The 13,222-nt window shown below is 43.1% G+C and carries 10 protein-coding genes; 4 read left to right on the top strand and 6 right to left on the bottom strand.

Going from position 1 to position 13,222, the window contains the following annotated elements; genetic code table 11:
• The first annotated feature begins 36 nt into the window (after positions 1 to 36).
• Together H8S63_RS16150 and H8S63_RS16145 are read left to right on the top strand one after the other, a co-directional pair.
• A complete protein-coding gene (locus H8S63_RS16150) occupies positions 37 to 1,062 on the top strand; it encodes a sugar kinase (protein WP_007752090.1) in 1,026 nt (341 codons plus the stop codon).
• Between the two features lie 71 nt (positions 1,063 to 1,133).
• On the top strand, positions 1,134 to 1,802 hold the full coding sequence (locus tag H8S63_RS16145) for a bifunctional 4-hydroxy-2-oxoglutarate aldolase/2-dehydro-3-deoxy-phosphogluconate aldolase (protein ID WP_007752093.1): 669 nt from the start codon (positions 1,134 to 1,136) through the stop codon (positions 1,800 to 1,802).
• Positions 1,803 to 1,979: 177 nt separating this feature from the next.
• Here the strand turns inward: H8S63_RS16145 and H8S63_RS16140 are convergent, their stop codons facing one another.
• The 6 genes from H8S63_RS16140 to H8S63_RS16115 are packed head-to-tail and all read right to left on the bottom strand — an operon-like array spanning position 1,980 to position 10,945.
• Positions 1,980 to 2,318, bottom strand: coding sequence for a DUF2149 domain-containing protein (locus tag H8S63_RS16140; protein ID WP_004300151.1), 339 nt, complete (start codon positions 2,316 to 2,318; stop codon positions 1,980 to 1,982).
• Positions 2,305 to 2,913, bottom strand: a complete 609-nt coding sequence (locus H8S63_RS16135; protein ID WP_186927367.1) for a MotA/TolQ/ExbB proton channel family protein — start codon at positions 2,911 to 2,913, stop codon at positions 2,305 to 2,307. Before H8S63_RS16135 ends, H8S63_RS16140 begins: the two co-directional genes overlap by 14 nt.
• 8 nt (positions 2,914 to 2,921) lie before the next feature.
• The gene (locus H8S63_RS16130; protein WP_074560311.1) at positions 2,922 to 3,635 is read right to left on the bottom strand and encodes a hypothetical protein; all 714 of its coding nucleotides are present in this window, start codon (positions 3,633 to 3,635) and stop codon (positions 2,922 to 2,924) included.
• Positions 3,636 to 3,641: 6 nt separating this feature from the next.
• Positions 3,642 to 8,042 carry a cobaltochelatase subunit CobN gene (locus H8S63_RS16125; protein WP_186927366.1) on the bottom strand — a complete coding sequence of 1,467 codons (4,401 nt, stop codon included), beginning with the start codon at positions 8,040 to 8,042 and terminating at the stop codon, positions 3,642 to 3,644.
• A gap of 38 nt (positions 8,043 to 8,080) precedes the next feature.
• The gene (locus H8S63_RS16120) at positions 8,081 to 10,342 is read right to left on the bottom strand and encodes a TonB-dependent receptor (protein ID WP_229102251.1); all 2,262 of its coding nucleotides are present in this window, start codon (positions 10,340 to 10,342) and stop codon (positions 8,081 to 8,083) included.
• A 6-nt stretch (positions 10,343 to 10,348) separates the two neighbouring features.
• A complete protein-coding gene (locus tag H8S63_RS16115; RefSeq protein WP_186927365.1) occupies positions 10,349 to 10,945 on the bottom strand; it encodes an HmuY family protein in 597 nt (198 codons plus the stop codon).
• A gap of 218 nt (positions 10,946 to 11,163) precedes the next feature.
• On the opposite strand from H8S63_RS16115, the gene H8S63_RS16110 reads away from it, so the two are divergent.
• Positions 11,164 to 12,762 carry an aspartate:alanine exchanger family transporter gene (locus H8S63_RS16110; protein WP_022275213.1) on the top strand — a complete coding sequence of 533 codons (1,599 nt, stop codon included), beginning with the start codon at positions 11,164 to 11,166 and terminating at the stop codon, positions 12,760 to 12,762.
• Positions 12,763 to 12,808: 46 nt separating this feature from the next.
• Entirely contained in the window at positions 12,809 to 13,189 is a 381-nt protein-coding gene (locus H8S63_RS16105) for a hypothetical protein (protein ID WP_022275212.1), read from the top strand.
• Positions 13,190 to 13,222: the final 33 nt, after the last annotated feature.

The raw sequence follows: 13,222 nt of genomic DNA, 5'->3' as shown, positions 1-13,222 counted from the left end.
ATAATATTAATAACTTAGAATTTAAAACATAAGATTATGGGAAAGAAAGTCGTTACATTAGGCGAAATCATGCTTAGATTATCAACTCCGGGCAATACTCGTTTTGTTCAATCTGATTCTTTTGATGTAGTATATGGTGGTGGTGAAGCTAACGTTGCAGTAAGCTGTGCCAACTACGGACATGATGCCTATTTCGTAACTAAATTACCGAAACACGAAATTGGACAGTCTGCTGTTAACGCATTGCGTAAATATGGTGTAAAGACAGACTTTATTGCTCGTGGTGGCGACCGTGTAGGTATCTACTACTTGGAAACAGGTGCTTCTATGCGTCCTAGCAAGGTTATTTATGACCGTGCTCACTCTGCTATTGCTGAAGCTGACGCTGCTGATTTCGACTTTGATGCAATCATGGAAGGTGCTGACTGGTTCCACTGGTCTGGTATCACTCCGGCTATTTCTGACAAGGCTGCCGAGTTGACTCGTCTGGCTTGTGAAGCTGCAAAACGTCACGGTGTAACTGTTTCTGTTGACTTGAATTTCCGTAAGAAACTGTGGACGAAAGAAAAAGCACAGTCTATCATGAAACCGTTGATGCAGTTTGTAGACGTATGTATCGGTAACGAAGAAGATGCAGAACTTTGTCTGGGCTTCAAACCGGATGCTGACGTTGAAGCTGGTCACACAGATGCTGAAGGTTACAAGGGTATCTTCCAGCAAATGATGAAAGAATTCGGATTCAAATATGTAGTTTCTACTTTGCGCGAATCTTTCTCTGCTACTCACAACGGCTGGAAAGCTATGATCTACAACGGTGAAGAATTCTATACTTCAAAACGTTATGATATCGATCCGATCATTGACCGTGTAGGTGGTGGTGACTCTTTCTCCGGTGGTATTATCCATGGTTTGATGACTAAACCTAATCAGGGTGCTGCCCTTGAATTTGCAGTTGCCGCATCTGCTTTGAAGCATACTATCAATGGTGACTTCAACCTTGTTTCTGTTGAAGAAGTAGAAGCATTGGCTGGTGGTGATGCAAGCGGTCGCGTACAGAGGTAAATAAGTTGAGAATTGAGAATGGAGAGTTGAGAGTTTGAAAAATCATTTCATTTAAAATAGTAAATAATAAGATGGCAAAATTCGATAAAATAGCCGTATTAAATAAAATCGGCTCTACAGGAATGGTTCCTGTATTCTACCACAAAGATGTGGAAGTTGCAAAGAAAGTAGTAAAGGCTTGTTATGACGGTGGTGTTCGTGCTTTCGAATTCACAAACCGTGGTGACTTTGCACAGGAAGTATTTGCTGAAATCGTTAAGTTCGCAGCAAAAGAATGTCCTGAAATGGCAATTGGTATCGGTTCTATCGTTGATCCGGCTACTGCTGCTATGTACTTGCAACTGGGTGCTAACTTCGTAGTAGGTCCGTTGTTCAACCCTGAAATAGCTAAGGTATGTAATCGTCGTTCGGTTGCTTACACTCCGGGATGCGGTTCTGTATCGGAAGTTGGTTTTGCACAGGAAGTAGGTTGCGATCTTTGCAAAGTATTCCCGGGTGATGTTTATGGAACTAACTTTGTAAAAGGCTTGATGGCTCCGATGCCATGGTCTAAGCTGATGGTAACAGGTGGGGTGGAACCTACTAAGGAAAACCTGACTGCATGGATTAAAGCCGGTGTATTCTGTGTAGGCATGGGCTCTAAACTGTTCCCGAAAGATAAGGTGGCAGCAGAAGACTGGGCTTATGTAACTGCCAAATGCGAAGAAGCTCTCGGTTATATCGCCGAAGCTCGTAAATAAGATTAGAGAGCGAAAGCTTGTCTATGATAAAAAGAGGTTGATGCGACAGCCTCTTTAAAATATGCCTCGAGGGTTAGTTAGTTTAGTTAGTATATGAGGCATATTTTCATTTTGTTTAAAGGTGTTTAAAGGGGATAGGTCATCGGAATGAATCACTCATTTCGATGGCTTGTTTTTTTATTCCGGAACATAAATAATCTCACCGTTATCCAGTTCGTAGGCTATCCCCACTTTTCTTCCTCTTTTTCCTGAATCCTCCTCTTTCTGACCGGAAGGCTTGTAAGTATTGATTTTCTTTCCTTCCTTGGAGATGATTTCCATATTTTCCTTACCAGGGTTCTTCACGATGGTGAAATCTTCCTGTCCGAAAACTTCCGTCATATTCATGTGCATCACCATTGCTACCATCAATGCCACGGCAAATACCATCGCCACGTCGAACAGGTTTACTACTACACTTAGCGGGTCGGTATCCTCTTCTTTGAGGAATTTGCTGACTCTTCTATTTCTTTTCATTATTGGGGTCTCCGGTTGTTTCGTTTAATACTCTTGATACATAATCGAGGTTGTTGACATCTTTGGCATACCAACGTTGTTTGAACTGCATGGATATCAATCCTACAGCACTAATAACCAGACCCACAACAGTCGTTGCAAATACTACCTGCATATTATATGCCATTCCGGAGATGTCTCCTGTAGAAAGTCCAACTAGTGCCGGACTCATGGAAATCAATGTTCCTATCAATCCGAGAACCGGACCTATCTTAGCCAGCATTTTAGAAAGAGACACATCTTTCTCTGCTTCATTCTCGAATTTTGTTATCAGGAAGTCTGAGTAATCTGCACTGGCCGGATGGTAGAGCAGATCGCGGAGATAACCCATATATAGTGAATTGTCTTTGTCGGGTAAAGCTGCTTTCAGATCGTCTATCCGTGCATCTTTAATGAGTTGGTCCAGTGCTTTGTCATTTTTACGTTTGGTCATGTACATGTTGTAGGTGCCTCCGATCAAAATAAGTGAACGAACGAACAGGCACAGCAAAATAATGATATCGGGTATAAGTAAACTGTTCGCTACCCAGAATAAAAGTTTAGAGATGAGTTCCATATAATATTTTATTGATTGATTTTACTTCTTTTTTTTAATTCTCTACGTTGTAATAAAGGCCATTTCAGCTTGTTCCAGGCAAATCCAATGAGAAACAGGACAACGAACAGACCGATGGACAAGATAATCGCTTTCCAGTTGAGTGCCTCCTCGGTGGCAGCATAGGTCGTTTTCCCATTGACAGTGGTCAGTAGTCCGAGGATACAGATGAATAAGCTGACAAGGAAATGAACTTCCAACCGGAGATCGTCTTCGGGTACAAGATACTTCATCAGCCGGCTTAATAATGGGATGGCGATAACCACTATCCCTGCAAGTGACCAGGCTGTCACTGAAAAGTCTACGCCAGGTAACCGGAAGATAGCTTCTGTGAGATAGTAGAATAATACGGGGAAGAGCAACAAGCTGGGATACCAGCGAAGTAATTCCGCCCACCATAAATTCTTCTTACCATAAAGTCCGCGCAGGAAAGCCACGCAATAGCCGAAGCAGAGTGCTGACTCAAGCGTTATGATAATAGCCATGTTTTGCAATGCTTCCGTGTTCTGCAGATAATCAGCAATCTGTGTCTTTGACTGGAGAATAGCATACTGCCAGGTGCCGGCTACAAAAAGACCGGCTATCAGGCTGTATATTACGGTTTGCCAAAGTTTCCAGAAACTGAGTTTGAAACTGCAGTTAATCACGATAAACAGCATTAATATGTGAATGATTAACTCCATATTACATTACTTTTTCCGTTTCTTTTTAAGTATTAGCAACATGACAACAAATGCTACCAGAACAATACCTGAAATAAGGCCTCCATTCAAAGAATTTTGCTCTTCCTGTGCCCCTTGTACGGCATCGCTCGATTGTTTCTTCAATACCATGCCTCCTTTGGTCGCTTCTCCGTCCAGGGTGGCTTGTTTCATTTGTTTCAGTTCCTTGTTGTAGTTGGCTGCGGTTTGCGCATCTACTTGAGAGGCGATGAACTGCTGTAATTTGGTATTGTCTCCGGTAAATCCGCTGCCCGAAGGACCGAACTGTCTGACAAGGTCTGTATGCAGCTTGGCAATATTGGAGAGTTGTTCCGGAGAAGCTTTCCAATATCCTTTGCGGGCAGTTTCCATCATAACGGCAGTCACTTCCTGTAAAGCTGCGGGATTTTGTTTTTCAAAGAAGTCTTTTACATTCAGTTTGTATTCGTCTTTGACATATACATCATATATATTATCCCAAAGTTCCTTGTCGATAGCGGCAGGTTTCATCACGTTCCAGCCATACGTATTGGTTACAGTCTGGGCAACTTCGCTTGCTGCAGAAGCACCGCCTTTCATTTTCTCTTTGATATAGGTAGGATTCAGAATCGTTGTACGGCTTTCTACGCCGACTGCTTCTTTAAGTTCCTGCATTTTCATATTGTTGCGGTTCCGGTAGTCGCTAAGATAAGCGTCCGGGTCTTTACCGGTAACGTTGCGTACGGCAAGATTCATACCTCCCATAAATTCATATACGTGGTCGAGGCTCAATGCTCCCCAAGTGTTACTTTGGCGGGGCTGAACGACAACATCAGTACTGTTCAATGCTGCTTCAAAGGCAAATTTCTGAAAGACTTCCCAGTGTTTTTCGTCACCGTAGAAGGCTCCCATATTGTTGAGGTAAGTATCTGCGATTTCCGATTCACTTTCCCAACGGTCGCCGGATTCCACCATTCCCTGAATTCCTGTACCATACATGCCATTAGCACCTCCGAATACTCGGAAAGAAGCCATCTCGCGTGCATCTTTCGGACTGACACCTTTTTCAGTCAGCACTCTTTCAGCTTCTATCACACTGGCGGCTACCTGATTTTCAAACTTGTCGTCTTTCGTTGCCGCAGCCATTTCTACTGCACGGTTAATCAGGAAGAGGCGGGAAGCGGCAATATCACGGAGTTGTCCGGAAGTCTGGACCACTACGTCGATACGTGGACGTCCCAGTTCGGCTGAAGGAATCAGTTTCAAATCGCTGACACGACCGAATGCGTCACGGACAGGTTCTACTCCCAGCATATAAAGAACTTGGGCAATAGTAGCTCCGCCAGTTTCAATAAATTCGGAAGACCAGAGCGTATAACTTACTTTGCGTGGAATAGAATCATTATGACGTTGTTTGTAGGTATCAATTGTTTGTTTAGCTAAAGCAATACCCTTTTCCCAAGCAGATTCTGTTGGAGTTGCTTCGGCATTGATAGCATACATATTACGTCCGGTAGGCAAAGCGTTCGGATTAGCTATTGGGTCACCGCCCGGAGTAGGAGCGGTGTATCCGCCTTTCAATGCATTGATCAGACTGTTTAGTTCCTCTTCGGGACTTGTCATGAGTGCATTTTTATAATTACCTACATTCTTGATTGTACGTTCTACTTCCGCTACGGCAAGTGCTAGTTCAATCTCTTCTTTGCTGTATTCTTTCGTCGCTTTCCCCATAGCGGCCATCATGGCTGACATGCCTTTCGGTTTTTCTTGTTTGGAGCCTTTCATCTGTTTATCTGAAGACCCGGCAGGCTGCTCTTTATCCTTGTTGGATTTCATGGCAGCTTCCATCTTTTTCAGAGCTTCGGGATTTGCTCCCATAGATTTAGCCATTTCCATAGCTTTCTCGGGGTCCATATTGGCACCCATCTTTTTCATGGCTTCCTTCATGCTGTCAGGCATATTACTATGAGGAGTTTTTCCTTTGCCTGACATAGCCGGATGATCCTTGCCGGATTTCTTTTTATCAGCATTTTCATTCTTTGCAGATGCAGCCATCATCATTGCCATCATACCTTTCGGAGCATTGCGTTCGGCTTCTATCTGACGTGCTTTGGCAAGTTCTTGCGGTGTGATGCCAGCTGTACGGCAAATCAGTTCATCCGTGGCTAGTGAAGGATTGGCAATTAGCTTTTCTACCAACTGACGGGCAGGGGTCAAATACTGTTGTGTAAAAAGGCTGCGATGCTTGCTGACGGCATCTGTCGCTTTGCCACGCTGCTTGTCAAGAGCCAGCAGACTGTATGCGATAGGTTCTGTAGCCATTGCATAGACGGAAGAAGTGATTCGTTCCGCTTCATAAGGAACTCCCATTGTGTAGAGTTGTCCGGTGATTTTCTCGGTAGCCAGTTCTTCTGCGAAGTTTTCTACACGGGCGATTTCATCTTCCGTATATGGTTTGTTGGCAATGCTATCCAAACCTAAATCACGGTGAATTCCCATCTTCACAGTCAGCGTTTTGATCGCTAATGATTCTTGATCTTTATTCTCTTTTTGAGAGTTATTGTAAATCTTGATTTTTTCCATCAACTCCCGATAAATACCGCGTACGCTGCTTTCAAGGAAAGGAGGAGTGAGGTATGATTGTATAGTTGCGTAAGAACGACGTTTAGCCATCATTCCTTCTCCAACATTACCGATGGAATAGATGTAGAAGTGCGGAACTGCTCCTACCAGGCGATCTGGCCAGTCGTTGCTGCACAATGCCACTTGTTTTTTGGGAGTAAATTCAAGACTTCCGTGTGTACCGAAATGGATCAGTGCGTCAGCCTTGAAGCCATATTGCATCCATAGATAGGAAGCAATATAGGTATGAGGAGGTGCCATATTAGTGCCATGAATCACTTGGAAGGAGTTGTCACCACTTCCGGCTGCATTTTGTGGCATTAAGACAACATTTCCGAATTGCAGACGGGCAATACCCAGTTTGCCGTCATTGGTTGCCATATAGTTTCCGGGAAATTCGCCGAAAATATCCACCACTTCCTGATATTTTTCAGGGCGGAGTGACTCTTTCACCCAACTTTCATATTGATCTTTGGTGATAAGTTCGGGATGTCCTTTTTGCATAAAGTCATTAAAGGCTCCCTCTGCGTAAGAGTTGAACACAGCGCCTTGAGCCTGTATCATTTTACCCAGTTCTTCAGCATTTGCAGGCAGACCGGATATGTTGTATCCTTCCTGTTTCATGCGGACCAGAAGATTGTATAGGGAAGGAGCCACCTCCATACCGGCAGCGGTCAATGCATTTTGCCCCGGACCTTTATAATAGTAGATAGCTACCTTCTTCTCGCTGTTCGGCTTAGTATTCAGATTCAAATAATTATTGATTGTGGATACGAAAGTCTTCAAGCGTTCGGGTACTGCATACGAATGGCGCAATCCTTCTTCATCCTCATATTGTGCAAAGAGAGCGAAAGGACGGATGGCACCGTCAATTTCCGGAGTCACGATGCTCTGTGACATAAATCCTCCTGCCATTCCCATCGGATCTTTCTCCCATTCATCTACCAGGCTGTTGATGGTGAGCGGAGCAAACAAGAGGATATTCTTAGCTTCCAGATAATCCACCATTTTGTCTCCCATGCGTCCGTGTGCCATGTTGATGATTGCGTCGGGCTGCACTTCGTCAATAAATGACATGAATTTCGTCATTGACTGAACCGGATAAACATTGTAACCTTCTTTTTCAAGAGCCTCAATAAGTCCGGTGGCATCAGCCATTTGTCCGGTAATCATGATTTTACGTGCTCCTTCTTTATAAAGACGGTTGTCCTTCATGAATTTCTCATAATCTGCCACGGTGAGGAACTCCAGTTCATCATCCGGGTTGGTGAGTCCGGCGTGATAGAGCATGTCGCTGGGCCTTTCTGCCGGGCCTTCCACTTCCGGTATGGAAGAGATTTTACCGTCAATAGCTTTACGAATATAATTCAGCATATTCCGGTAGTTGGTCTTTCCTCCATTAGTCAGATAACCTCGTATCAGATTCTGTTGTACACTGTCCAGATTACAAATGTTGTTGGCCGGGTTGGTAGCCATGGAAGTATATACAAGAATACCTTTGTCGGCAGCCTGTTGTATCTGTTGACGTTGTTCCTCGACGATACGCAGACCCATTCCGTTGATGAATACCATGTCGTAACCGGTCAGGCGGTCGAGGTTGTCGAGCGATACTTCACTGAGTTTGATGGATGAATTGTCGTTGGCTTTCGATATACTTCCCTGCTGTATGGTCTGGAAGTTGATGAAAGCAATCTTTGTAGGACTGAACCAGGTATTCCATACGGACATCCCTATCAGAGCTGCAGCAACGATGCATACACCTAAGATGATTTTACTTTTCTTTTTCATTTCTCTTATTTTTAGCTTTGTATGTAGTTTAACTCTCGTTATAGTCTGAACAAATCGGCAAGATTAATTGAAACAGTTCCGATAAAGCCGATACCTTGCTGTGGTAACTGGATTCCATAATCGGCAGATTTATCTTTGTAATTGAATAAATTGTCTATACCCAGTCCCACAGAGATACCGCGAGGAAAACTTGCACTAGTGTTCAAGGTGCAAATAGTACGTGGAGAGTAATTATATTCAGTTATAGTATTGTCAACGGAATAATAGGAGTATGTGTGTAATTTGGAACTCCACTGCCCGTTCAGTGAAACGGAAGTATTGACTTTACCGAATTTACGGTTAAAGGATGCGTTGAATGTTAAACTATGAGGCCGTGTCATGGATAAATTGTATCCTTTATATTCTTCTTTTTCATGGACGTATGCGTAAGAACCTTGTAACATCAGTCCGCAATCCATTTTTACCCGTGCAATAGCTTCCATACTTATACTTTCAGCATTGTCGGAATTCATGTATTTCATGTCCGGCATACTTTTCCCGTCTTCAATATTATCAAGATAAGCTAGTGTAATTTTATTCTTGAATTTATTGTAATAGCCGGATATGGAGGCATAAAAGATGTCTTTGTTAATTTCGGCAGACAGGGAAAACTGCTGGCTGTTCTCTGCTTTCAGATTTTCATCACCATGAATGGTAAACATCCCCAGACCTCCCATGTCATATTCTTCATACAGTTCTTTTAAAGTCGGTGTCCGATAGCCTTGTGCATAGCCGACACGCAGGGTTAACAGTTCTACCGGCCGATACATTACCGATAGTTTAGGAGTCATACGGAAGTGGTATTTGGAATGGTAATCAGTCCGTATGCCCGCTATCAGATTGAACTTCTCGGAGATTTTCCAGTCTTCCTGCACATAGAACACGTATGATTGCTGGTTATAATTGGTACTGTCTTTGAACATATAATGTTTTAAATATTCAAGATTGGCTTCCAGTCCTGCTGTAAATGTATGTTGGTCGTTGAAATTTCCGGTATAGTTCAAACGTGCTGTTTGCACGAAGTTATCGTAGTTCTTTTTGGTATGTCCTGCTACAAAATAGTCTATATCCTTTCTATAACTATCGAAGATGTAGGAAAGATCCAACCTGTGATTGACATTAAACAAATATTTTAATTTACCATTTACCGAGTAGTTTGAAAATATATCATTGGTTTTTGCATTAGCCGTAGCATTATCGCGTTTATTCCGATAATATGTTCCTTTTATTTCCGCACTAAACTGGTCGGTAAAAGCATAACCGAACTTCTGCGAGGCATCCCAGATCTGATATCCCCGAATGGTACTGCTGTTAGCACTTTTATCGATGGTGATTGAACCGTCCGGATTGATGACTGTTCTTTCTGTTTCTTTGTCATCAGAAATTGTGTATGTATCTCTTCTTCTGTGGGATATGGTAGTGAAAGAAGAAAAACGGTTTTGTTTGGTTCCACCTGAAACAGTGTATTTTTGTCCACTGTTATTGCCATAACGTGCGTTTACATTTCCTGTAAAAGGTCTGTTGGCGCTTTTCGTGATGATATTGATCACAGCACCCAAAGCATTTGAAGCATAGAGAGTGGATTGAGCTCCTTTGACGACTTCAATGCGTTCAATATCATCTATATTGAAACGGCTGAAATCGGGGTTATGATCCGAGCCTTCACCACTTATACGTTCACCGTCAACCAAGAATAATAAGTATTCGCCACTCATTCCTTGATAAGTGATTTCCGGCAATTTACTCATGGAATTGTAATTGAATTGTATACCGGGTAGCTCATACTGTAAAAGGGTCTCTATATCCATAGGATTTAAAGCCTGGATTTCCTTTTGCCCGATCACTCTGGTTAGTATCGGGGCATCTTTGAGCGGTTTTTCTGTCCGTGTACCTGTAACGACGACCTCTTCCAATGAGCTTTGGGTCGGTTTCAGGCGTATGACAATGTTATTGTGTTCATTGTCTTGAATCTTGTATTCCACAGGAGTATACCCGATGAAACTGGCCCGCAAGATAGGAAACCCTTTATCTCTTAAACTTAATGTAAACTCTCCTTGTGTATTAGTGCCGGCACCGATTGTCGTACCTATTACAACGATGGACGCTCCGGGCAGGGGAGTGCCGTTTTCATCTAATACAACTCCTTTGAAACACCGCGTAGTAGCGTTATCGTTCTCATTGTTTTCGTAGAGGCACCCCGTCTCCGCTGTCGTATACAACGTGGATAGGACACCCAATAACATCATAAAGATTCTTTTCATGATTGGTTATTTAACGGGATACTCGTAATTAAACGTGACGTGCCCTTTTACATTATCCGCATTTGCAAAATCGGTGAACTGGAGTTTTGCATATGTCCCGTCTTTACATTTTAGAACGAACACATTGTTGGTTGTTGCCAATGTTCCAGCCATAGCCGAACCTTCGGTCCATACCATTGTAGTATTACAGTGGCTTTTCACGTAGCAATCATCTGTTGGCGGCATAGCGAATCTGACGAGTATGTTCTGTTCACTTTCATCTGCGACATATCCGCCTGTCGGAATTGTAGTCACCTTGCTCATATCCGTCATATCTGTTTTTACAACAGAGCCTCCATTGGTTTTTACTTCCGTATAGCGATGTATGGCAATCTGCCAGTCAATGGTAACTGCAGATTCGTCATCACTTCCTTCCATAGTTACGGTTTGGGTTTTGCCATCTTTAAGATTTACATATACCCATTGATTATAAGCAGTAGCGTCAACGGTCAATGTTTTCATCTCTGTTTCTTCTTTCTTTTCGTCGTCATCGCTGCAAGACGTCAATGTTGTTGAGAGTGACAGTGCCATAAAGGCAACCATCCAAAAGTTCAAGATTTTCATACTCTGTTAATTTTGATAGATAATGATTGTTTAATTTTCGGTTGCAAAGTTATAGGGAACTATAAGGATGGAAAATACCTAAAAGAAATGAAAAATAACCAAGCTTTAGTTATATGTAGGTATTAAAAGTGAGGAAGTCGCTTCTTGTGAGAAGGAATATTGTACGGCTTAAATAAAATCCGTACCTTCGCGCCCTTAACTAACTAACCTTTATTTTTATGTTTACTGACTTATTGCATTCCTCTTATTTCTCCCTTTTCCTGATAGTCGCGTTGGGGTTTATGCTGGGAAGAATAAAGATCAGAGGATTATCTCTTGATGTGTCGGCAGTTATTTTCATTGCCCTTCTTTTCGGGCATTATGGTGTTATTATTCCTAAAGAATTAGGAAACTTCGGTTTGGTGCTCTTCATATTCACCATCGGTATTCAAGCGGGGCCCGGATTCTTCGATTCTTTCCGTAGTAAAGGAAAGACGCTCATTCTTATTACTATGCTTATTATTTGTTCTGCCTGCTTGACTGCAGTCGGGTTGAAGTACGCATTTGATATTGATACACCGAGCGTTGTCGGTCTGATTGCCGGTGCGCTGACCAGTACTCCGGGTCTGGCGGTTGCTATCGACAGTACCCATTCTCCTTTGGCGTCCATCGCTTACGGTATCGCATATCCGTTTGGAGTGATCGGCGTGATTCTGTTTGTCAAACTGCTGCCTAAGATTATGCGGGTAGATTTGGATAAAGAAGCCCGCCGCTTGGAGATAGAACGTCGTGGACAATTTCCGGAGCTGATTACTTGCATTTATCGGGTTACCAATTCTCATGTGTTCAATCGTACTCTGATGCAGATAAATGCGCGCGCCATGACGGGCGCTGTCATTTCACGTCTGAAACATAATGATGAAATATCCATCCCTACGGCCCATACGGTGCTGCGTGAAGGAGATTATATACAAGCCGTAGGTAGTGAAGAGTCGTTGAATCAGCTTGCCGTGTTGATTGGCAAGCGTGAAGAAGGTGAGTTGCCTTTGGATAAAACGCAGGAAATAGAATCTTTACTATTGACCAAAAAGGACATGATAAATAAGCAGTTGGGTGATTTGAACTTACAGAAAAACTTTGGATGTACAGTGACCCGTGTCCGTCGAAGCGGTATTGATTTGTCTCCATCTCCCGATCTCGCTTTGAAGTTTGGCGATAAATTGATGGTTGTCGGTGAGAAAGAAGGACTTAAAGGAGTAGCCCGCCTGCTGGGTAACAATGCGAAGAAACTGTCTGATACGGATTTCTTCCCCATTGCGATGGGTATTGTATTGGGAGTGCTGTTCGGCAAAATAAATATATCTTTCTCTGACAGTCTGTCATTCTCTCCGGGACTGACCGGTGGAGTGTTGATGGTAGCCCTTGTGTTGAGTGCGATTGGTAAGACGGGCCCCATCATCTGGTCTATGTCCGGACCAGCCAATCAATTGCTGCGCCAGTTAGGTCTGCTTCTTTTTCTTGCCGAAGTAGGAACTTCTGCCGGTAAGAATCTGGTAGCCACTTTCCAGGAAAGCGGATTGCTGATGTTTGGCGTAGGTGCAGCCATCACATTGGTGCCGATGCTCGTTGCCGCCATTGTCGGACGTCTGGTATTTAAAATCAGTCTGCTCGATTTGCTGGGAACGATAACGGGAGGCATGACGAGTACTCCGGGACTTGCTGCTGCCGATTCAATGGTAGACAGCAACATACCTAGTGTAGCTTACGCGACTGTTTATCCGATTGCTATGGTATTTTTGATTCTGTTTATACAAATCATAGCTTCGGCGGTATATTAACAGTATTTTGTCTAATCATTGATTGTGAAATAAATAGTTTGTATCTTTGCCGTCCCAAAGTGAAAATGAGGTGAAACGATTGGTTTTAAATATAACACGCTATTTCTTGCCGATACTTTTTATATCGTATTTGGCAAGTATTACATTCTTTACCCACGTCCATGTGGTTAATGGCGTGACAATTGTCCATTCGCACCCGTTTAAGCAAGGGACGGCGCATCAACATTCAACAGTCGAATTGTTGCACATCCATATCCTGTCTCATCTGATAGCGGATAGTGCGACTGTTGTTTTTGCCCTTCCCCTTTTCGTTTCTTTTCTATTGTGTTTGCTGCTCGGACGCTTGCCGCATACACATTTTCATGCTCCTTATCATGGAGTGACAGCACTGCGTGCTCCGCCTGCTATTTGTCTTTTCGCCATTTAAATGATGGTACCATGTCTCATTTGAGGCAGGGGA

Origin of the sequence: Bacteroides sp. NSJ-39 (genome assembly GCF_014287315.1) — a bacterium.
GTDB classification, from domain to species: domain Bacteria; phylum Bacteroidota; class Bacteroidia; order Bacteroidales; family Bacteroidaceae; genus Bacteroides; species Bacteroides finegoldii.
Note: the sequence above shows the minus strand (reverse complement) of the source record. Positions and strands in the feature narration are given on the sequence as shown.

Excerpts from the sequence above, each read along its gene's own strand:
- H8S63_RS16150 (WP_007752090.1), top strand. The coding sequence starts at position 37 with ATGGGAAAGAAAGTCGTTACATTAGGCGAAATCATGCTTAGATTATCA.
- H8S63_RS16145 (WP_007752093.1), top strand. The coding sequence starts at position 1,134 with ATGGCAAAATTCGATAAAATAGCCGTATTAAATAAAATCGGCTCTACA.
- H8S63_RS16140 (WP_004300151.1), bottom strand. The coding sequence starts at position 2,318 with ATGAAAAGAAATAGAAGAGTCAGCAAATTCCTCAAAGAAGAGGATACC.
- H8S63_RS16135 (WP_186927367.1), bottom strand. The coding sequence starts at position 2,913 with ATGGAACTCATCTCTAAACTTTTATTCTGGGTAGCGAACAGTTTACTT.
- H8S63_RS16130 (WP_074560311.1), bottom strand. The coding sequence starts at position 3,635 with ATGGAGTTAATCATTCACATATTAATGCTGTTTATCGTGATTAACTGC.
- H8S63_RS16125 (WP_186927366.1), bottom strand. The coding sequence starts at position 8,042 with ATGAAAAAGAAAAGTAAAATCATCTTAGGTGTATGCATCGTTGCTGCA.
- H8S63_RS16120 (WP_229102251.1), bottom strand. The coding sequence starts at position 10,342 with ATGAAAAGAATCTTTATGATGTTATTGGGTGTCCTATCCACGTTGTAT.
- H8S63_RS16115 (WP_186927365.1), bottom strand. The coding sequence starts at position 10,945 with ATGAAAATCTTGAACTTTTGGATGGTTGCCTTTATGGCACTGTCACTC.
- H8S63_RS16110 (WP_022275213.1), top strand. The coding sequence starts at position 11,164 with ATGTTTACTGACTTATTGCATTCCTCTTATTTCTCCCTTTTCCTGATA.